Consider the following 20,719-nt stretch of genomic DNA (forward strand, 5'->3'; position numbering starts at 1 on the left):
GTCACGTGCTGTTGGAACCGGAACCGCTGCACGGAAGTTGAGCCGCAACCGCATCCCCGTGAACAAGAGAAAAGGGCCGTCCCCAATGTCCTGTGCCGCCTTCGGGGCCACCGCGCGTCGAGGGCCGGCGGTGTGGAGGGTGCCCACTCGCTGCAGGTCGGCGGCTGTTCACCTCAGTGCTCGCTGTCGTGATGGATGGCGAACTCCGGCGGTCGCGGAGGCGGGCGGCGGGGTCGCACGCGACGACGGCACGCTCACCGACCCGCCCACCCCCGCCGTCCCCCGCCAGGGACGTGCGCCAGCTCTGAGCCGATTCGACGGCGATGACCGCGGTCACGGCCGTGGCGATGACGCCGCACGCGCCCATCACCTCCACGACTCCGCCGACGGCAGTCACCAGGCGCACATTGACGACGCTCGTCGCACGTGGGTCCTCGACCAGATCCAGTGGGTCCGGGACCGGAGCCTTCCTCACTGAGGCCGCAACCGCGCGTACGGCGCGGAGCCCGCACGCACGCCGTACGGAGTCCTGCGGAGCACCGTCCGCAGCCAATAGCCGGGGCTGCACTCCGGTCGTTCAAGGGCGAGCGATCACGAACCGGAGTGCCGCCCCACCCCCGGCAGCACTTCCACCGCTGCCAGTCCGGAGCGCCTCATCTGCGAGTGCGGCACGGCCGGCCACCGTGCACGGGACGCACGGCGACCTGCATCGAACAGCTCGGAGAGGGGCCGGCGCCGGCCGTGCGCGAGAGTGCTCAGCCGGTGCCGGTAGGCGGCCTGGTCGATCCGGTCGTGCAGGCGCAGGCCGACGCACCACCGTTCAGCGTCCTCCAGGACCGCCCGCCTTTTCTTAAGGCGTGCCAGGGGCGGGAAGCGGCTCTCGTCGGGCGTGATCAGGCGCGCGAGTTCGTAGGCGATCACGGCCTGGATCGGTGCGCCGGTCAGGATGGCTGTCAGCGCGCTCATGGCGTTCACCTCGCCATGCCGTTATGGCAGGGGGCCGGCCCGGTCAGGGTCGGCCGGATCCGGGGTGCTGGCGGTGGTCGTGCTTGCGCATCGGGTCGCGGTCGTCCATGGGCCGGTCGTCGCCGCCGTGCGTGCCGCGCATCATGAAGAACATCATCAGCGGGCAGGCGGCGACGACGGCCAGGAGGGCGAGCGTGCCCAGGGGCACGCCGAGTGCCAGCGCGCCGACGAAGGCGATGGCGATGGCGATCGCGTACAGACCGTAGTTCCTGTTGTTGTTCATCACGGCGCCTTCTTCCCGAGACAGCCGGTCCGGCCGCGCGCAGTCGAGTCGGCCGGGGGTCAATGGATGGCGGGTGGACCGGAGGCGGGCAGCGCATCCAGGCGCCGCCGGTAGTCCTCCTCGTCGATGTCGCCGGGGGCGAACCGCTCAACGAGCAGCTGCTCGGGCGAGGGCGCGGCGGGGCTGCGGGTGGGCTCGGTGGTGCGGCTCAGGGTCCGGAAGAGCAGGACGGCGGCGGCGATGATCAGAGCCCGGAACGCGCTCATGCCGGCCGACATCGCGGACAAGCCCCAGCCGCTGACGTCGTGGTCGAACCAGAACATCATCACGTTCGCCTCCCCGGTGACCCGGACGGCGGGGCTGCGAGCCCCGCTGCCCGCCTGGTCGTTCACCATCATGGTCACCCGGTCCCAGCCGCACGGTGCAGGGCCATGTGGTCCCTCACTGGTGGGCCGTTCCGCCCCTACCTGGTACGGGTAGGAGCGAGGGACGCTGGAAGGGAGCGCACACGCAAGGAGGGCGATCTGCCATGGGTGTCGCCGATGTCGTGGTCGTGATCCTGGCCGCGGTCCTGATCGGAGGGCTGGGCTGGTTCTTCTTCGGCCCTCGCAAGGCCCGCACCGCGCAGCTGGAGGGCGGGGTGCAGCGGGTCGAGGTGACCGTGCGGGGTGGCTACAGCCCCAACGTCATCAAGGTCCGCCAAGGGGTACCGGTGGAGCTGGTCTTCGACCGGCAGGAGAGCGGGGAGTGCACCAACCGGGTCGTCTTCCCCGACCTGCGGGTCAGCGCTGGCCTGCCGGCCCATGCCCGCACCACCGTACGGGTCAGCCCGGAACATGCGGGCTCCTTCGGCTTCGCCTGCGGGATGAACATGATCCACGGCACCCTGCTGGTCGAACCCGCAGACCGCCCCAGCGCCGCCGAGGCCGCGCCGGGCGGCGAAGGCCCGGGCGAGGCGGCCTCCCCCGCCGACGGGGAGCGGCTGGGCGAAGGCAGTGGAGCCGAGGCGGAGGCGGCCGAGGCCGCCGAGCGGCGCGCGGAGATCTCCGATCTGACCCGCCGGGTCGTCGTCGGCGCGGTGCTCACGCTGCCGGTGCTCTTCGCCGTCATGGCCCATGAGCTGTTCGGCGCGGACTGGGTGCCGGGCTGGTTGCTGAACCACTGGGTGCAGCTTGCGCTGATCACCCCGGTGATGTTCTACACCGGCTGGCCCATCCACTCCACCGGCTGGCTGACCCTGAAGCACCGCAGCGCCGACATGAACTCCCTGATCACCCTGGGGACGACGGCCGCCTACGGCTACAGCCTGCTGGTCACCCTCGCCCCCGCCCTGCTGCCGGAGGACGTACGGGAGGTGTACTTCGAAGCGGTCGGGGTGATCCTCACCCTCATTCTGCTCGGCCGCCTGCTGGAGGCCCGCGCCAAGGCCGGCACCGGCGAGGCCATCCGCTCCCTGCTGGGCCTCCAGGCCCGCACCGCCCGCGTGATCCGCGACGGCACCGAGGCGGAGATCGCGGTCGAGGACGTCGCGGTCGGCGACGAGGTGGTGATCCGGCCCGGGGAGAAGGTCCCGGTCGACTCGGTCGTGCTGTCCGGGTCCTCGGCGGTGGACGAGTCGATGGTCACCGGTGAGCCGATGCCGGTGACGAAACACACCGGGGACACGGTCATCGGCGCCACCGTCAACACCACCGGTTCCCTGCGGGTGCGGGCGAGCAAGGTCGGGGCCGACACGATGCTGGCCCAGATCATCCGCCTGGTGCAGCAGGCGCAGGCGTCGAAGGCACCGATCCAGCGGCTGGCCGACGCGGTGTCCGCATACTTCGTCCCGGCCGTCATCGCCGTCGCCGTCGCCGCGTTCGCGATCTGGTACACCGTCGGGCCCGCCCCCGCGCTCACCCTGGCTCTGGTCTCCGCGGTCGCGGTGCTGATCATCGCCTGCCCGTGCGCGCTCGGCCTGGCCACACCGCTGTCGGTCATGGTCGGCACCGGCAAGGGAGCCCAGGCAGGCATCCTCATCCGCTCCGCCGAGGCGCTGGAGACGGCCCACAAGCTGGACACGATCGTGCTGGACAAGACCGGCACCGTGACCGCGGGAAAGCCCGTCCTCACCGGCATGCACACCGCCGACGGCTTCCAGGACGAGGAGCTGCTGGCCCTGGTGGCGGCGGCCGAGGCGGACAGCGAGCACCCGCTCGCGGGCGCGATCGTCGCCGGGGCGCGGGAGCGCGCCCTGGCCCCGCCTGCGGCGAGTGGCTTCGACTCGGTCACCGGCAAGGGCGTGAAGGCCACCGTCGACGGCCACACGGTCTTCGTCGGTACCGCCCGGCTGCTCGCCGATGCCGACATCGACACCGGCGCCCTCACCGAGGTCGCCGCCAGCTTCTCCGCCGAGGGCAAGACTCCGGTCCTGGCCGCCGTCGACGGCCGGCCTGCGGGTGTTCTGGCCGTCGCCGACACCGTCAAGGACGACTCGGTCCAGGCCATCGCCGCCCTGCACCGGCTCGGCCTGCAGACGGTCATCATCACCGGCGACAACGCCCGCACCGCCGCCGCCATCGCCGCCCAGGTAGGCGTACCGCGTGTCCTGGCCGAGGTCCTGCCCGAGCACAAGGCCGACGAGATCCGCCGACTGCAGGCCGAGGGCCGCACCGTGGGCATGGTCGGTGACGGCATCAACGACGCCCCCGCCCTTGCCGCCGCCGACGTCGGCCTGGCCATCGGCACCGGCACCGACGTCGCCATCGAGGCCGCCGACATCACCCTCATCTCCGGCTCCCTGACCGGCGTCGTCACCGCCATCCGGCTCTCGCGCGCCACGATGCGCAACATCAAGCAGAACCTGTTCTTCGCCCTGATCTACAACGCCGTCGGCGTGCCGCTCGCCGCCGGTGCCCTCTACCCGCTGTGGGGCATCCGCCTCAGCCCGATCATCGCCGCCGCCGCCATGGCGCTGTCTTCCCTGTCCGTGGTCACCAACGCCTTCCGTCTGCGCCGCTGGCACACCAGCCCGCTGCCGGCCGCCACCACAGAGCCAGTCGAACCCCAGGTGGAATCCGCAGCCGACCGCACCCCGGCCCCCACCGCTGCCGCAGCACACGAACACCACCAGCCCGAGTCCGCCGTGGGCGAAGAGCCACAGCCCGGTGCCAAGGACAGTGCGGTCGATCCGGTGTGCGGCATGCGCCTGAACCCGTCAACTGCCGCCGAACGGCGCGACACCGACCACGGCAGCTACTTCTTCTGCTCCGCGCGCTGCGCAGCCGCCTTCGACGCCCACCCGGACCACTACCTCGCATCGGCGGGGAGCAGGCCCCCGGAAGGAGGCGAGAGCCGATGACCACGGCCACCGCTCACACCCCGCCGTCGCCGCCAGGTGGTCCGCCATCGGGCTACACCGACCACAAGGACGACCACCTGACCCGGTTGCACAAGGTGGAAGGCCAGGCACGGGGGATCACCCGCATGGTGGGAGAGGACCGGTACTGCCTCGACATCCTCACCCAGATCAGCGCCGTCACCCGCGCCCTGCAGGAGGTCGCCGTCGGCCTGCTCGACGACCACATCCGGCACTGTGTCCACGATGCCGTCCGAACCGACGACGCCGTGGGCGAAGCCAAGCTCGAGGAACTCGCCCTCGCGCTGCGCCGCACGCTGCGGTTGTGAACGCCTTCACGAGCTCAAAGACGCAGAACCCCGCGGGGGTATATTGAGCGCGGCTCGAGCCCTGCGACGGGCTCGGCCAAGACGAGCCCGGGCTGAGGCGATGGCGAACGTGAAGCCCGCGCCCCTGCCGCCCACTGGGCACACGCCGCCGTCATCGCCCTGCTCACTGCGCTCACCGTGCTGGCCCACCATGAAACGCGGCCGTCAGCCCTGCACGCTGAACCGTCAATCACGCACGCCGGACACCGCATGTCCGGCACGATGACCCCGCCCGCTGCCACCGAGCCCCACGCGGACCACTCGCTGGGTGTGCTCCTCCACGGCATCGACAGCAGCGCCTGCGCCAACTCCGGCATGCAGCATTGCACTGCCGCGAACGTCGGCACCGTCAAGCTCCCCGTACCGCCCCCGGGCCACGCCGAGGCACCGGAGAGCCCGCACCTGGCTCAGCCCGACCCTCTGCCCGCACGGACGGTCAGCCGTGCACCGCCCGACCTTGCGGTCCTCTCCCAACTGCGCATCTGAGGCCTGTCGTCTGGATCAGGCCGGCTGCGAGGGACGGTGCGGCCCGGCCGAGCCGAGCGGGGTCTGGTGCGTGCAGCTGCGAGGCGGAGGAGGGAGTCGACGTGGCGCGTCGGCGAGTGACGACAACGCGGCTGGGGGTCCCCCCTGCTCGAAGAGCTTGGGGGAGTGCGTGCCGGACTCCGCGACGCCGGAATGATCCAAACGACAGGCCGTAGGCCGCGCCCACGGCACCCGTGTGCCTTCTTCGCCGTGACCACATGCAGCTCGAACAAGAGGACTCAGCCCTGTGAACAGCATCAACCGCCGCTCGCTCCTGCTCGCCGGACTCGGCACCGTCGGGGCGAGCGCGCTCGCCGGCTGCAGCTTCCACCACCCCTACCCTGGTCAACCCCTCCGGTTCCGCCGTCGCCGCAGCGGAGAAGAAGCGGGGGCGGCACCGGCAGGCAGCGCAAGATCACCCCTACTGCGGCTGCCGCCACCATCGACCTGGGCGGCGGCATCGAGGCCAGGGCCTGGGCCTTCGACGGGCGCACCCCGGGCAAAGAGATCCGTGCCGGGGCACGGCGGGCGCCGGTGGTTCGGCACCTGTTCCATGGACCCGGCCCTGACCTGGACCGCTTCCAACTCCTGCGTTGTCCGGCTGAGTACGCGTACTCAGGTGCCGCCTGCCCAACTCTTCCATGCTGGGGGCGAACACAGGACCGTCTCAGGGGGATAAAACGCATGGACCACGCCCTGCAGCTGCGCACTGCCACGCCTGGGGATCACGACTGGATCCACGAACTGCGCCACCGCGTGTACGCGAAGGAGCTCGGCCAGCATCCGGTGGATCCGTCGGGAAGGCTGAGTGACGGACTCGACGGCGACAACGTCTATCTCGTGGCCGCGCGCGGCGAGACGCGGATCGGCTTCGTCAGCCTCACCCCGCCGTGGGCCGGCCGCTACTCCCTCGACAAGTACCTGACGCGCGAGGACCTGCCGGTCCTGACCGAGGAGGCGCCGTTCGAGATCCGCCTCCTGACCGTCGAGGAGCACTGGCGGTCCACCGCGGCGGCGCCACTGCTCATGTACGCGGCGCTGCGCTGGGTCGCGGCGCGGGGCGGCCGCCGGGTGGTGGGGATGGGACGCACGGAGCTGCTCGACATGTACCTCGCCGCCGGGCTGCGGCCGGTGGGACGCACGGTCCGCTCGGGCGCGGTCTCCTTCGAGGTGCTCAGCGGCTTTGTGGCCGAGCTGACGAGGACGGTCACGGAGCGCCATGGCCGGGTCCTGCAGCGGCTGCGGACGGGCCTCGACTGGCGGCTCGACGTGCCCTTCGCGCCGCGTGCGGATGGCTGTGAGCACGGCGGGGCGTTCTTCCGGGCGATCGGCACCGACTTCCGCACCCTGACCCGCCGTCACGATGTGGTCGCGGCGGATGTGCTGGACGCCTGGTTCCCGCCGTCCCCGGGGGTCCGAGCGGTCCTCTCGGAGGATCCGGGGTGGGCGGCCCGGACCTCACCGCCGACGGGCGCGGAGGGACTCCTCGCGGAGATCGCCCAGGTCCGCGGGCTGCCGGTGGAGTCGCTGGTCGTCGGGGCGGGCTCGTCCGATCTGATCTTCCGCGCGTTCGGCCGGTGGCTCACGCCGGGCAGCCGGGTGCTCCTGCTCGATCCGGGCTATGGGGAGTACGCCCACGTCACCGAGCGGGTGATCGGCTGCCGCGTCGACCGGCTCCAGCTGCGCCGGGAGGACGGCTGGCTGCTCGACCCGGCCCGGCTCGCCACCGTGACCGGCGACGGACGGTACGACCTCGTCGTGGTGGTCAACCCGAACAACCCGACCGGCCGCCACGCCCCGGCCGACGCGCTGCGCGCGGTGATCGAGGCCTCGCCCGTGCGGACCCGGTGGTGGATCGACGAGGCGTACCTGGGCTATGCCGATCCGGCGGACTCGCTTGCCGGGCTCGCCGCGGTCGACGCCAGGGTCGTGGTCTGCACCTCGCTGTCGAAGATGTACGCGCTGTCGGGGATGCGGGCCGCGTACCTGGTGGCCGATCCGCGGACGGCCGGGGAACTGCGGCGCTGGACGCCGCCGTGGCCCGTGAGCCTGCCGGCCCAGCTGGCCGCCGTGACGGCGCTGCGCGACCCCGCGTACTACGCGCAGCGCTGGGCCCGCACCCATGTGCTGCGCCGGGGACTGGCGTACGACCTCGAACAGCTGGACGGGTTCTCCTCGGTCGACGAGGGGGTGGCGAACTTCCTCACGGTGACCCTGCCGCCGGCCGGGCCGAGCGCGGCGCAGCTGGTGCGTGCATGCCGGCGGCACGACGTGTTCCTGCGTGACCTGTCGCCGATGTCCCCGGCGTACGAGGGGCGGACCGTCCGGATCGCCGTCCGCGACACGGCGGAGAACGCGCGGATCGTGGCCGCGTGCCGGAGCGCCCTGGACGCACTGCGCGCGCCGGCCGCAGTGGTGCCGGGCGCGCCGGGGCGGGCCTCGCGGTGACGACGGTCGCCCATCTCGTGCCGTACCTCGGCGGGGCACTGGCGGTCGGGGGCGTCGCGGTGGCGGCGACCCGGCGCGGGGAACTGATGGTCCGCTGGTGCGTGTGGGCGTTCGCAGTGCCCCTGGTGACCGCCGCGTTCTGGCTCGGTCCACCGGGGATCGCGCTGCTCGCGGCCGTGGCCGGTGTGGTCGCGGTGGCGGAGTTCGGCGGGCTGCTCCGGCTGGGGCGGGTGGACCGGACGGTGCTGGGCGCGGCGATCGTCGGACTCGTCCTGACCGCCTGGCTGGCCCCCGGGGAGGTGCTTCGGACGGCGGCGGCCGGGGCGCTTGCGATCGCCGGGGTGCCGTTGCTCTCAGGCGACGCGGAGCACGGACTTCGCCGCATGGGGGCGGGCCTGCTGGGGCTCGTGTGGCTGGGCGTCCTGGCCGGCCTCGTATCGTCCGGCGCCCTCGGCCTCGTTCTGTTCGTGGCCGTGTCGATCGCCGACATCGTCGCGTACGCGGCGGGCCGCCGGATCGGCGGCCCCCGGCTCTCCCCGCTGTCGCCCGCCAAGCGGTGGAGCGGCACGCTGGCCGGCGCCGCGGCCGGTCTCCTCACGCTGGCCGTGCTGTCCTCCCTGACGTGGCAGACGGCGGCGGCCGTGGCGGTCGGCGGCCCGCTCGGGGACCTGCTGGAGTCGATGGTCAAGCGGGGTGCCCGCGCCAAGGACGCCGGCCGGTGGCTGCCCGGCTCCGGCGGCATCCTCGACCGGATCGACTCCCTCCTCCTCGCTCTGGCGGTGCTCTTGGTGCTGGAGTGAGCCACGGGACGGTGGCTTCGTACGCGGCAAGGGGCTTTGGCTCAGCTTCTGTGACGCGGCCGCTCTTCCCCGGCACCGCCTACAGCGACCACGCCCTGGTCGTGTTCCTCGAGGGCGCCGGCGTCGCCGACCCGGAGGCCACCCTGGACGACCCGCGGCGGGTGGAACGGCGCGGCGGCCCTGCCCACGTGTCCAGCGCCGCCTGACGACAGGAGCGGCGGTGCCGGGCAGGGGCTGCTTCCTGCCCGGCCGCGGTGACTACTCCCAGGGCCGGGGCAGCGCGTGCCAGAGGGCTTTGGGCCAGTCGGGCGGGTTGGTGAGGAACTTGTCGACCAGCCGGGCCGTGATGGACCGGGCGGCGCCCTGGGCTGTCGCGGCGGTCAGGCTGCGACAGCGGGCTGCTGCGGGGCGGGCGCGGGGTCGGGCGGTTGGACGGGCGCGGGAACGTTGTCCCGGGTCATGATGCTGCTCCCCTGAGCAGAGGGGTCGAGGACAGCGGACACCTGCGATGGTGTCGTCCGTGCCGTCCGTGTGGCGCGCGCCGCGCGGACGGCGGTCCTGCGGCGGCTCTCTGCCTGAGAGTGTCCCTGCGGGGTCGCGGCCCGGCCCAGGCGGGCGGGCTCAGCGTAGCGGCGACCGGCGCGTGGGTTGCCCGGGGTGTCTGGCGAGTGGTCATTGGTACTGCCTCCAGGCGAGTTCGAATGGCGGGCGGACAGTGACAGGTCTCAGGTGCTTGCATCGTCCTGCGGGGTTGGCCTCTTCACCCCGTAGGGCCGGGAGCAGTTGGCCCGACAGCAGTGAAGGGAGAGGGTTCCAAGGCGCGGCGAAGGCCCGGACCAAGCGGTCCAGGCCCCTGTCGGTAGGCGTCTAGGGGGTCGAATACCGGTGAGAGAGTCGGTGACTGGGCACGGTCCCCGCCCGTGACGAAGTCCAGGTCATCTGATCTGGACCTTCGCACCTTGTAGAACTGTTAGCGCCTCGGTGCGCGCTGGCCCTTACATCTTGGTTATGGGGGAATCGGCACCCAAGGTGAGGGTGACCTGGGTCAAGGTTCTACGCCCATCGCATCCCGATGACGCAGAACTGCTCCACCCGCTCAGGCGAGAGCGTTGCGACCCGCGAGCGCTGGTGTGACGGATCAGGGATCTTCAGGACTTTGAGTTGCTTTGGTCTGGTGTCTTGTCTTTGGTCTGGGACTCGGAGCGGCTGGAGCGGTCGCGTCGGTGCGTGCTGGGCGTGGTCTGCTGGGCTGTTCGGTTTTGCTGTTCGGGTGGTTGGCCTGTGGTCCTGTAGTCGTGTGGGAATGATTTTGTTTTTCCGGTGGGTGTGTTGGCACGTCTGTAGGCGGCCGTATGTATTCGCTGGGTTGGGCGGTGGTCAGCGGCGTGTGTGGGTTAGGTAGGCGTGGAGTGGGTCGTGGGCGGCGGGGGTGAAGCGGGGCAGGCTGAGGCGGCGGGCGATGTGGGCGAGGGCGGCCGTCGGTGATGAGGTGTGGCTGGTTGGGCAGGGTGGCGGGGGTGCGGGCGAGGGCGACGGTTTCGGGGTAGGTGATCAGGTCGCGGGTCAGGAGTGCGGGGGAGGCGCTGCCCGTGGTGGTGAGGTGCGGGTAGGTCGCGTAGAGCTGGGGTCAGGCGGGTGCGCCAGCGGTGGGTGAGGTGTTGCTGGTGGTCGTACCAGCGGGTGGTGATGGCGCGTGCTGTGGTCCAGGCGGTGGCGGCGCGGGGGTGTCGTAGGAGGCGCTGGTGGGCGTGGTGTGCCGTGGCGAGTTCGGGCACGCCTTGGGTGCGCACGGTGGTGGTGAGTCGTGGGTCGGGGGTGGTGGCGCGGGCACACCAGCCGGTGCGGTGGCCGATGAACCCCAGGCGGTGTCGGTGGTGCCGTGACTGCGGTGGCGGGTGCACAGGGTGCAGGCGCGGACGGGCTGGTGCTCGGCCTCGAGCCGTTTCCAGCGTGCGGCGGCTGCGGTGTGGTGGGCGTCGTCGTTGGGGGCGAGGCGGGGCAGGGCGCGCGTCAGGTGGGGGAGTGGGATGCGGGTCAGGGCGGTGGCTCTGTTCGCGAGTACCGGCAGCAGTTGTTCACCAGTTTGAGCAGTGTGCGCGGTCGGCTGCGATTCGAACGGTGCAGGAGTCCGGGCAGTGCGGAGGCAGCCGATTGCGGCCGAGGGCCCTGGATGCCGAGGCACTTCAGACCATGGCGGCCGGCTGCCCGGACACCGTCGTCGAGTACGAGCCCGCTGACTGTCCCGATGCGCCTTTCCGCCTCGCCCGGCAGGCTGACTATGGGGGTGGGAGGCTTACTTGGATTCGACTCGTCCTACCGGGTCGGGGCCGGTCGTCAGTGCCTTGCATTCGTTCGGCCACGTAGGGGTGCCGGGGTGAAGCTGGGTGCTTAGGTAGGCCGCGGTGAGCCGGGCGAGGGCGGCGACTCGCTCGGGGTTCTCGTCCGTCGTCTCGGCGGCGTCGTATCCGGCGATCCCGCCAAGTCCGTGCTCCGCGTCGAACAGGGTGAGCAGGGTCTTGGGGCCAGGGGCGAGGGTGTAGGGGTCGGCGTGCCAGTCTGGCCCCATGTCTGTGAAGTGCCGGGAATCGTCCTTGTCGCCGGCGACGACCAGCGCGGGCGCGGTCATGGTGGAGAAGTCGACGGCCCCGATGATCGGCCACTGCTCGGCCATGGGCCCGTTGAGGACTTCGCCACCTCTGCCGGGCGCGGCGAGCAGTACGCCTGCCTTGATCCGGGGCTCGACGAGGTGCACCACGCTGCCGGTGTCGGGGTCGCTGAGCCCGGCGCCCAGCAGGAGGGCGGCGGTGAAGCCGCCGAGCGAGTGTCCGACGACGGCGACCTTGGTGGGGTCGATCCGCCCCGCGAGCTGCGGCACGGTGCGCTCGATCACGTCGAGCCGATCGAGGATGTGGGTCATGTCCTCGGCGCGGGAGCGCCAGAAGTCGGGTGCGCCGGGTGCGTCGGCGACCAGGTGGCTCAGTGTCCGGGAGGTGAGGTGGGTGGGCTGAACGACGGCGAATCCGTGAGCGGCCCAGAAGTTGGCGAGCGGCGCGTAGCCGTTGAGCGAGGAGAGGTTGTTCGAGGGGCCGTGACCGTGGGAGAGGAGGATGACGGGGAGGCCGGTTCCCGTTGCGGGCGCGGAGACGCGCACCTGGAGGTCCACGGGACGTCCGGGCACGGAGAGCACTACGGGGCTGAAGGACAGGACCGGGACGGGCGCGCCAAAGGCGTCGGCGCTGGTGGCAGTGGATGTGCTCACGAGGGGCTTTCCTTCCGGTGGCACCTGCCTTTGCCGGTCTGCTGCGACGGGCGACGGGCAGGGCGGACAGGGGCATCCGCTTCGACTAAGCTGAAACGGAGCGGTGCTCCACTTAGTATCCGGATCACTGCTCCGCTTTGTCAATCGGTGTGGAAGGAGTACACGGTGACCACCGACAGCCCTGCAGGGAAGTCGCCGTCCCGGGGCAAGCGGGCCGACGCCCAGCGCAACCGGGAGGCGGTGCTCGCTGCCGCCGCCGAGGTGTTCGTCACCTCCGGCGTCGACGCGCCGATCCGCCAGATCGCGGCACGGGCGGGCGTCGGGATGGCCACGATCTACCGCCACTTCCCGACCCGGGCGGATCTCGTCACAGCCGTCTACCACCACCAGATCGAGGCATGCGCCGAGGCCGGCCCGAACCTGCTGGCCAGTGCCGACTCCCCACTCGAAGCACTGCGCCAGTGGATCGACCTCTTCGTCGCCTTCCTCGTCACCAAGCACGGACTCGCCGACGCCCTGCAGTCCGACAACGACCGCTTCGCCGCGCTGCACGCCTACTTCCTCGACCGCCTGCTGCCCGTCTGCGCCCAACTGCTCGACGCTGCGGTCGAGGCCGGCGACATCAGGCCCGGCACGCAGCCGTACGAGTTGATGCGCGGCATCGGCAACCTCTGTATCGGCCGCGACAACGACCCCCGCTACGACCCCCGACGCCTGATCGCTCTCCTCCTCCAAGGACTCCAGCGACCTCATGCGTCCTGATGCCGACGAGCGACATCGCGACCCGGCCCCTCCGCGACTTCCACGCGAGCTGAGCGGCCGCCTCTCAACAGCCGGAGACGCCGGCAGGCAGCAGCACCCCTGAACTGGTGCTGTCGTTCCTCATGAACATCGAACACGACATCACAAGGACGCTGCTCAACGTCGTGAACATCTGCTGTCGTGACTCGTGAACAAAGCCAGGGCGGCGAGGTGGTGGCAGGGGGCAGGGCTGAGGTGGAGTTCGGCTGTCCGTAGCGTGCCGTGGCCGGTCAGGGTGACGCCGGCGCTGTCGAGGAGTGGGGGAACGTCAGCTGTAGGTGTCGGCGAGGCGCTGGCCGTATGAGGCGGTCGCCTCGCCGAGCAGCGGCCGCACGCGGAACACGCCCGGTGCTGCTGACGGGATCCGCAGCCACGCCCCTGCGGTGACGACGCTGGGCTGCGCGGGGACGGTCGCGGCTCGGGCACGGGCCGCGACGTCTGTCCGGCTCACGGGGTGCTGCTATCCCGGGGCCGGGTGCGGGGTCGGTAGTGCTGTTCGGCGAGGTGGTCGAGGCGGATGGCTTCGAGGGTGGTTTTGGTGATGCGTTCGGTGCCGTCGACCAGGGCGGTGATGGCGGCCTGGCGGATGAGGCGGGCAAGGCTGCCGATGCGGCCGGCGGTGCGCTCGTGCAGGTACGGGGCCAGCTTGGGGAGGGTCCCGGGCCGGTGGTGGCGCAGGTCGAGCGCGGCCTCCATCGCCTTGACGAGCTCGCGGAAGGGTTCGCTGTCGCCGAGGCGGGCGGGGAAGGCGGCGCAGTCGACGAGGGAGGCGCGTCCGGCGAGCTGTGCGCCGCGTACCCCCGTGAACAGGGGTGTGGTGGCGACGTCGATACCGGCGTAGACGAAGGTGGCGCCGATGCGTTCGGTGAGGTGCGGCCGGAAGGAGCGGTGCTCCTCCCGGCCGCGCCTTTGATCAGGTCGGCGCTCTGGGCGCCGGTGGTGGTGCGGGGATTGAGCCGGTGGATTTCGTCGATCATCACCAGCTGCACCCGGGCAGCGATGTAGGTGTGGCAGACGGCGTTGGTGATCTGGGCCTGGGACATGCCGACGGCGACGGGGATGCCGAGGTAGCGGGCGAACTCGGTGGCCAGGGTCTTGGCGCTGGCGGCGGGCGGGACCAGGACGTAGGCGACCGGGACCCGCCCGGCTGCTGCCGTGGCGCCGTGGCGTCGGGTGTGGGCCAGGTGGGAGGCGCGCCCGATTTGGAGCAGGGCGGTGGTTTTCCCGGCGCCGGCGGGGCCGGTGACGATCAGGGATGGCCGTGCGGTGACCGTCTGGTGGCGGCCGAGGATCATCAGGGTGCGCACGTTCTTGACGAGGGTGTCGATGGCTGGGGTGCGCACGGTGACGAACCGCGAGTGGTAGGCCAGGCGTTCCTCGAGGCTGCGGCGCGGCGCCCCGGGTGGGGGAGGAGCCGCCACGGGGGTGGTGGCGAAGGCCTGGAAGCCGTCCCACGTGGTCACCGACTGGGGCTGCGGATCAGGGGCGTCGCCGCCGGCGCTTGCCGCAGCACCGGGAGACCGGTCCGCTGTCGACGGGGACCCACCGGCCGGTGCATCGCCCGTGCACGGCGAGGCGTCCACCACTGCTCGGCTTCCGCTTCGGCGTGTGATTGGGCGGTGGGGTGGCAGCGGGTGGGCGTCAGCGGGCTCGTGGTGTGGATGTCCTGGTAGGGGGTGTGGGGCGGGGTTGTGGTTGCTGTCATGGGGTGACCAAGCAGATGTTGTGGGGCGGCTAGCAGGTTGGTTGCTGGCTGTCATGGCTTTCGCTGTTCCTATGTGAGGGGCTGGCGGGGTCGGGTGGGCTGGGCCGTATGACGGTTCAGGGGGTTTCGGCGGGTGGGGCCGGGGTGGGATCGGCTGCTGTTGTGCCGGCCGGGGGTGCGTCGTTGGCGCGGGGTGTGGTGGTACGGCGGCTTCTTGCGGTGGATGGGGAGGGGACGCTGTCGGCGCTGCATGTGCGGATCGCGGCGGAGCTGGCGGGTGTGTCGGAGCGGACGGTGTGGCGGTGGCTGGCCGATGGACGCCGGGGGCATGTCGAGGCGCGGCCGCGGCAGGACGGGTTTTCGCTGAGCGACGCCTTGTGGGAGGTCCTCGCTGAGGCGGGTGGGAACGTAGCGGAGTTGCGGCGCAGGATGCTCCGGGCCCAGCAAGAGGGGGCGTTGGAGGAGTGGGATGCGGAGTGTGTGCCCTCGCTGCCGACGTTGCACCGCGTGATCAAGCGGGATCTGGGGGCGGGCCGGGTTCTTGAAGTGGCTCGTCCGGCGGGGGCCAGGGTGGGGCTGGAGCCGAGCCGGTATGACCGGGCACTGGCGGATTTGGGTTTGGTGGACGGGGCGGGTGGTCCGCTTGTTGTCGACGGGCCGCCCGCCGACGTGCCGGTGCCGGAGGGCGCCGCGGATGCGGGGGTGCGGGGCGGCGGGGTGCGGTTGTACGTGCCGGGGGCCCGGCTGGTGTCCACACGGCAGGTGGCCGGTGTGGCGGAGGCTGTGGGGCATACGGTCGCGGCCCGCGGGATGTGCTGTGTGTACGGGGATACGGGCCTGGGGAAGACGGTCGCCGTCGAGCAGTCGTTGCATCTTCTGCCCGGCCGGGTGCGGGTGTGGCGGGCGGTGGCCGGCGTGGCGCCCGGTCTGCCGCAGCTGCGGGCCTCGCTGTGTGAAGCGCTCGGGCTGCCGTCGGGGGCGCTGCCGCACCGGGCCGGGCCGGCCAGCCAGGCTCTGACGCGGGCGCTGGCCGAGCCGGGTGTGCTGTTCATCGATGACGCCCAGCGGCTGACGCCGCCATTGATGGATTATCTGCGGCAGTTGTGGGACGCGCCGGGCTGTGCGGCGGCGCTGGTGCTGTGTGGGGCTGGAAGCGAGCGGGCCCTCGCCCGTGCTTCGGCGTTGCGCTCGCGAGTGCTGACCTGGCATCAGGTCGGCCGGCTTGATCCGTCTCAAGTGCCGCAGACGCTGACTCTTTTCCATCCCGTGTGGGCGCAGGCGGACCCGGACGACCTTGCGCGGGCGGACGAGCAGATGGCGCGCGGCAATTTCCGCACGTGGGCGAAGATCACGTCGCATGTCTACGCGGCCCGCGAGCGCGGCCCCGCACGGCGTGTGGACCGGGAGCTGATCGAGCAGGCCTGCGCGCGTCTTGGCCCCTACCCGTGACGGTCCGGGCTGCTCGGAGGGCTCGTGTACGGGGCCTTCATCTGTTCCGACGAGGTGAACGAAGACGCGCTCTCCATGGAAGTGGAAGGGACGGAGGGGCACGGCGTGGACGGGCAGCCGATGGCACCGCCGCAGGATCCGGCTGGTGTTCTGGGGGAGGTGTCTTTGACGGCGTTGCGGGCGCCGGCGGTGCGTCGTCTGCTGGCGCTGCGCGTCGAGCGGCGGCTGTCGCGGGAGCATGTGCGCCTGGCCGGGGAGTGCCTGGGGGTGTCGGAGCGGACGGTGTGGCGGTGGCTGGCTGAGGCCTCACGGTCGCCCCGGGCCGCGATCTGCCCCGGGGAACGCAGCGGTGACCGGTTCGAGATCACCAGGGAGATCCGGGTGCTGTTGGCGTACTGGCACGGCAACGCTTCTGCGGTCCACCGCCAGTTGGTGGCCCGGGCCGAGACCGGCGGCCGTGACGGTCAGCCGACGACGGCGTCGGAATCCGCGGCTTCTCCCGCGGGCGCCCCGCCGGCTGCGGTGCCGCTGCTGGACCCGGTGCCGTCGCTGTCGACGTTCCTGCGCGCAGTGCGTCGTGATCTCACCGCGGGGGAGCGGGCCGGTCTTGCCGAGGGACCGGACGCGGCACGCGCGCACGACGTCTTCGGCAAACGGGCGGCCTCCTGGCGCAATCACGTGTGGGAGGCCGATCACGTCCAGGCACCGCTGCTGGTCGATGCCGACGGCGACCTGGTGCGCCCGTGGGTGACCTGGTTCATCGACACCGCCACCAAAGTCATCACCGGCACTGCGGTCACTCCTGGCGTCCCTTCCCGCGCCTCCGTGCTGGTCGCGCTGCGCGCCGCTGTGCTGCGTGAGGAGCCCTACGGCCCCGCGGGAGGGACACCGGAGCAGGTGAGGGTGGACCGGGGCAAGGACTTCCTGTCGACCACCGTAACTGCCGCGTTCGGCACGATGGGCGTGACGGTGAAGGACCTTCCCGCCTACAGCCCCCATCTCAAGGGCACGGTGGAAAATCTCAACCGGGCTGTCGACCGGATGCTGTTCGCGGCCCTGCCCGGCTACACCCTCACCCCCGCCAAGCCCCGCTCCGGCCGGCGACGCAAAGGCGCGGGCCGCAAGCCGGATACGTCCGGTGCCATGTCGTTTCAGGACTTCACAGCGGAAGTGCTGGCCTGGACAGACTGGTGGAACACCGAGCACCGGCCCCAGGCGCTGTCCGGCCGTACGCCGCTTGAGGCATGGCAGGCCGATCCGACTCCTGTCACGGACGTCCCCGCCGCCGACCTGTGGACGTTCACCCTCGAGGACGACGGCCGCCCGCGGAAGCTGACCAGCCACGGCGTGCGGTGGCGCGGGCGCACCTACATTGCCCCATGGATGACGGGCCAGGCCAGCCGTACCGTCACAGTGCGCTATATGCCGCACCACGATCACGAGATCGACATCTGTGACGCGAGCGGCGGGTATCTCGGGCCTGCGCACCTTGCGGACGCGGCCACCCCCGAACAACTCGAGGCCCTGCGCACGGCCCGGGCGGAACGTGCCCGACGTCTGCGCGCCGAGGTGAAAGCTGCCGAGACGCTGCGCCGACAGCGCTTCGCCCCGGCCACCACGGCCGGGCCGGCTCAGCGGCTGGGAGCCCTCACCTCCGCTCAAGCCGGGCACGAACTGGCCACCGTTGAGCACACCGACGCCTCGAAGCTGGCGCTGCCGGACCTCATCCCGCCCGCCGCGCCCCCAGCCGACTGGCGCACCCCGCCCTCCCTCGCCACCCGGACCACGCCCGGCCGGCCTGCTCCCGTCCCGTCCGAACCTGCTGCCGACCGCCCACTCGAACCCACTGCACAGAACGCTGAAGACGGAGATGCCTCGTGACCGCGGCCACCTACCAGTACGTCGACCTGCCCGATGCGTCCGTGGTCACCACCCGCGCTCTGCTCACTGCCCGCGAGAACATCGCCGACACCGTCGCCGCCCGCGCCATGATGTGCATCCACGGCGGCGCCGGCTTCGGTAAGACGCTCGCCGTCAACATCTGTCTGCGCGGACTCGAACCGCACGAGGACGTCCGCAAGATCACTTTCCGGGCCCGTCCCACTGCCCGTGCGGTGCGCTACGAGCTGTTCACCGCGCTCGACCTGGCCGGTGAACCGCCGCGCCATCCAAGTGAATTCGACCGCCTGCTGAAAACCGCCCTGGCTGAACGCCCCCGCACCTTCCTCGTGGACGAGGCCCAGTGGCTCAACGGGGAGGCATTCGAGTACTTCCGCTACCTGTGGGACGAACCGGCCACCCAGCTCGCGGTCATCTTCGTCGGCGGGGAGGGCTGCCACACCGTGCTGCGCCGCGAGCCGATGCTGTCCTCCCGCATCTTCATCTGGCAGCACTTCACCCGCCTCACCCCCAGCGAGGTCCTCGAGGCCATCCCGCTGTTCCATCCGGTCTGGGCCGACGCCGACCCCGACGACATCACGTTCGCCGACCAGCACGCCGCGCATGGCAACTTCCGTGCCTGGGCGCAGTTGACCGCGCACACTCGCACCGCCCTGGCCCGCACCGGGCGCCCCCGTGTGGATCAGGAGCTGCTGCGCTGGGCCTTCAGCCGCCTCGCCTGACCACCACGTCGCCATGCCGCCAGCCGTGACACCGTCCGTCGCCGTGGTCCTCGACCCGGGCGATGACGCGGTTCACACGCACAGCGCCCTGGCCGCCCACCATCCGCCGTCCGGCCGGATCACCCTGCACCCCGGCCCGGGCACCACCAGCGAAACCGGCCTCGCCCACGACCTTCTGGCCGCCCTGGCAAACCGCCCCTGCTCCCGGGCCGTTTCCCCGCCGGCCGCCAGCCCGCCTGGGAAGCCGCCACCGCCTGGATCAACGCCCTGCCCGTGAACCGGCTGACCGTCCTGCGCGCCCACCGCCTCACCGCCCGCCGCACGATGCGCCTTCTGCAACTGCGCGCCCTGACCGGTATCCACCCGACCCTGGTCTGCCACCGCCCTCACCTGCCTGCCGCCCTGCAACAGGCCCTGCAGACGGCCGACTACGTCATCACCGCCGACTTCCAGGCCGCCCGCCGCCACTACTACGGCACAACCGCTGCCGTTTACCCGCCTGCGGACGAGCCCGCCCGACCGACAGATCGGTGGCTCACCCTGCCCGCGCTGGACCGCCTGGTCTCCTACGACAGCCCCGCCCCCTGTACCGCTCCGTGCGTACCGCCGCCGATCACCTTCCGGCACCGCCCGCCACCGACACCCCTCACCGAGCAGGCAGTCCAGGAGGTCGCCCGACGTCTCTCCACCGTGACCGCCCACCCCCGCTTGGCCGCCGCCCTCGCTGCCGCGCTCTTTACCGGCGCCTCCTTCCAACAGCTCGCCACCGCCCGCCCCGGCGACTACGACGACACCGCGGCCACCCTGGCCCTGCACGACCGCGCCCGCTACACCGACGGCTGCGCCTCACACCGGGTGCCGCCGTGGGCACGCGTCTTCTTGAAGGCCGCCGTGTCCTTCGCCCGGCTCGCACCCGGCCAGGACCAGCATCTGCTGGCCGGCCCCCACGACCGCACCCACCTGCTGCGCATGGCGGAGGCGGCCAGGCTCCGCCCGCCGCAGCCGCCTGTCGGTCAGCGCACCGGCCCTGTCGGCCGCATCCAGTGGGACTGGCGCGAACGGAAGGAAGCCCAGTGCTACGACACGATGCTGACACGGCACCAGGTCCCGCCCTCGCTCTGAGCTCGAACCCGCGTGCACGTCAGTCGATGGAGAAATCGGCGAACTCCACGTCGGTGAAGGCGATCCCGAGCCCATGGGCACGCAGGCCTCCGTCCCGGAAGTAGGCATGCCCCAAAGCACGGGCGAGGATCACCATCTGCTGCTGCTCACCCCCGCCGGCGTCCCGGGCGGCGAACAGCTCGCGGGCCACTTCTCCCGACAGGTACTGGGTGATCAGCCGTACCCGCGGATCGTCCGACGAGCCTGCCGGAGCGGCGAAACCGAACCGCGCCCTGGTGTGGAAGACAAATCCGTCGGCCTCGGCCCGGGCCCGTCGGCGGGCCCGCACCAGGGGCTGCCACCGTGCCCTGACGGCCTCATCGATCAACCCCGCATGCACAGCACATGGACGGCGACGCATTCCCGGCCGGGTCGTGACCCACCTCTGTACGGTGCGCTGGGAGATCCCCAGGAGGACAGCCACGTTCTTCGTGGAGCCCTTCTGCGCCCTGAGCAGGAAACGCACAGCGGCATCACCAGTAGGCACCGGGCGGCTCATCAGCGCTCGCTCAAGCCCTTTGACGATCTCCCCCATGTCCGCCCCCGAGCCGTTCTGCCGCCGCACAGCGGCCGTCTGCTCCCCCAGGTCTTTCACACCCGCCCGTTGTCTTTGGCCAGTTCCGGCGTACGCGAGACATCCCTGCGGGTCCTCGGCTAACGGCCCTGCTGTCCTATCTCGAGCCTGAGCTCGTCTCACTGAACCTGATCGCCGCTCCGTAGGGTTCGCGCGGCACCCAGCCGGTCGAGCAGCGTCCATCTTTAAGAAAACCTAGCCAACTCCTACTAGGTATCTATAGTCTTCTCCTCATGAACTCCTACAGCGAGGACCTCGCCAGCGTCGAGCGCGAACTCCGTGAAGCCGAACTCGAGCGTGACCGACTCGGCGCTCATATCGAGGGACTCAAAGCCAAGCGGGACGCCTTCAAGAAGCTGAGTGCAGCGGTGTCCGAGCCGGGGGCGGCCGTTCAGGACCTCACCAAGGCGGATGCCATCGTC

18 protein-coding genes and 1 pseudogene are annotated in these 20,719 nt (G+C 71.4%); 12 read left to right on the top strand and 7 right to left on the bottom strand.

The features are described from left to right. Positions 1–591: 591 nt before the first annotated feature. From ACSU6L_RS41285 to ACSU6L_RS41295, 3 genes are read right to left on the bottom strand one after another with little or no spacing between them, the layout of a single operon-like run. Positions 592–966 carry a hypothetical protein gene (locus ACSU6L_RS41285; RefSeq protein WP_437065474.1) on the bottom strand — a complete coding sequence of 125 codons (375 nt, stop codon included), beginning with the start codon at positions 964–966 and terminating at the stop codon, positions 592–594. Between the two features lie 43 nt (positions 967–1,009). Next, complete coding sequence (locus tag ACSU6L_RS41290; protein ID WP_437065475.1) at positions 1,010–1,249, bottom strand: DUF2933 domain-containing protein; 240 nt, start codon at positions 1,247–1,249, stop codon at positions 1,010–1,012. A 59-nt stretch (positions 1,250–1,308) separates the two neighbouring features. Continuing rightward, on the bottom strand, positions 1,309–1,647 hold the full coding sequence (locus tag ACSU6L_RS41295) for an SHOCT domain-containing protein (RefSeq protein WP_437065495.1): 339 nt from the start codon (positions 1,645–1,647) through the stop codon (positions 1,309–1,311). A 131-nt stretch (positions 1,648–1,778) separates the two neighbouring features. Here ACSU6L_RS41295 and ACSU6L_RS41300 point away from each other — a divergent pair, with 131 nt between their 5' ends. The 6 genes from ACSU6L_RS41300 to ACSU6L_RS41325 all read left to right on the top strand — a co-directional run bounded on the left by ACSU6L_RS41300 (position 1,779) and on the right by ACSU6L_RS41325 (position 8,933). Then, positions 1,779–4,589, top strand: coding sequence for a heavy metal translocating P-type ATPase (locus tag ACSU6L_RS41300; protein WP_437065476.1), 2,811 nt, complete (start codon positions 1,779–1,781; stop codon positions 4,587–4,589). Continuing rightward, entirely contained in the window at positions 4,586–4,915 is a 330-nt protein-coding gene (locus tag ACSU6L_RS41305) for a metal-sensitive transcriptional regulator (protein ID WP_437065477.1), read from the top strand. The genes ACSU6L_RS41300 and ACSU6L_RS41305 overlap by 4 nt, the downstream gene beginning before the upstream one ends. Before the next feature lie 249 nt (positions 4,916–5,164). After that, positions 5,165–5,440 carry a hypothetical protein gene (locus ACSU6L_RS41310; protein WP_437065479.1) on the top strand — a complete coding sequence of 92 codons (276 nt, stop codon included), beginning with the start codon at positions 5,165–5,167 and terminating at the stop codon, positions 5,438–5,440. A gap of 723 nt (positions 5,441–6,163) precedes the next feature. Continuing rightward, positions 6,164–7,927, top strand: coding sequence for an aminotransferase class I/II-fold pyridoxal phosphate-dependent enzyme (locus tag ACSU6L_RS41315; protein WP_437065480.1), 1,764 nt, complete (start codon positions 6,164–6,166; stop codon positions 7,925–7,927). Continuing rightward, positions 7,924–8,727: a phosphatidate cytidylyltransferase gene (locus ACSU6L_RS41320; protein WP_437065481.1), complete on the top strand. Its 804-nt coding sequence runs from the start codon at positions 7,924–7,926 to the stop codon at positions 8,725–8,727. The genes ACSU6L_RS41315 and ACSU6L_RS41320 overlap by 4 nt, the downstream gene beginning before the upstream one ends. 50 nt (positions 8,728–8,777) lie before the next feature. Then, positions 8,778–8,933: a hypothetical protein gene (locus ACSU6L_RS41325; protein WP_437065482.1), complete on the top strand. Its 156-nt coding sequence runs from the start codon at positions 8,778–8,780 to the stop codon at positions 8,931–8,933. 2,087 nt (positions 8,934–11,020) lie between these two features. Here ACSU6L_RS41325 and ACSU6L_RS41330 read toward each other — a convergent pair. Continuing rightward, a complete protein-coding gene (locus ACSU6L_RS41330) occupies positions 11,021–11,986 on the bottom strand; it encodes an alpha/beta hydrolase family protein (protein ID WP_437065483.1) in 966 nt (321 codons plus the stop codon). Positions 11,987–12,151: 165 nt separating this feature from the next. On the opposite strand from ACSU6L_RS41330, the gene ACSU6L_RS41335 reads away from it, so the two are divergent. After that, a complete protein-coding gene (locus ACSU6L_RS41335) occupies positions 12,152–12,748 on the top strand; it encodes a TetR/AcrR family transcriptional regulator (protein ID WP_437065484.1) in 597 nt (198 codons plus the stop codon). Between the two features lie 307 nt (positions 12,749–13,055). On the opposite strand, the gene ACSU6L_RS41340 is transcribed toward ACSU6L_RS41335, so the two are convergent. Beyond that, positions 13,056–13,238 (bottom strand): hypothetical protein, encoded by a 183-nt coding sequence (locus ACSU6L_RS41340; RefSeq protein ID WP_437065486.1) that lies wholly within the window; start codon positions 13,236–13,238, stop codon positions 13,056–13,058. Beyond that, positions 13,235–14,250 (bottom strand): annotated as a pseudogene (locus ACSU6L_RS41345) (TniB family NTP-binding protein). Before ACSU6L_RS41345 ends, ACSU6L_RS41340 begins: the two are co-directional and overlap by 4 nt. Positions 14,251–14,600: 350 nt before the next feature. Here ACSU6L_RS41345 and ACSU6L_RS41350 point away from each other — a divergent pair. From ACSU6L_RS41350 to ACSU6L_RS41365, 4 genes are all read left to right on the top strand, one after another. After that, positions 14,601–15,941: an AAA family ATPase gene (locus tag ACSU6L_RS41350; RefSeq protein WP_437064682.1), complete on the top strand. Its 1,341-nt coding sequence runs from the start codon at positions 14,601–14,603 to the stop codon at positions 15,939–15,941. Between the two features lie 189 nt (positions 15,942–16,130). Further along, entirely contained in the window at positions 16,131–17,822 is a 1,692-nt protein-coding gene (locus tag ACSU6L_RS41355) for a Mu transposase C-terminal domain-containing protein (RefSeq protein WP_437065236.1), read from the top strand. Continuing rightward, complete coding sequence (locus tag ACSU6L_RS41360; RefSeq protein WP_437064683.1) at positions 17,819–18,562, top strand: AAA family ATPase; 744 nt, start codon at positions 17,819–17,821, stop codon at positions 18,560–18,562. Before ACSU6L_RS41355 ends, ACSU6L_RS41360 begins: the two co-directional genes overlap by 4 nt. A 273-nt stretch (positions 18,563–18,835) precedes the next feature. Beyond that, complete coding sequence (locus tag ACSU6L_RS41365; RefSeq protein WP_437064685.1) at positions 18,836–19,684, top strand: hypothetical protein; 849 nt, start codon at positions 18,836–18,838, stop codon at positions 19,682–19,684. 19 nt (positions 19,685–19,703) lie between these two features. Here the strand turns inward: ACSU6L_RS41365 and tpg are convergent, their stop codons facing one another. Then, positions 19,704–20,258, bottom strand: a complete 555-nt coding sequence (gene tpg / locus ACSU6L_RS41370; protein ID WP_437064686.1) for a telomere-protecting terminal protein Tpg — start codon at positions 20,256–20,258, stop codon at positions 19,704–19,706. 272 nt (positions 20,259–20,530) lie between these two features. Here tpg and ACSU6L_RS41375 point away from each other — a divergent pair. Next, on the top strand, positions 20,531–20,719 hold a 189-nt coding region (locus ACSU6L_RS41375), incomplete at its 3' end, for a hypothetical protein (RefSeq protein ID WP_437065487.1).

Source organism: Streptomyces sp. enrichment culture (assembly GCF_964272855.1).
GTDB lineage: Bacteria > Actinomycetota > Actinomycetes > Streptomycetales > Streptomycetaceae > Streptomyces.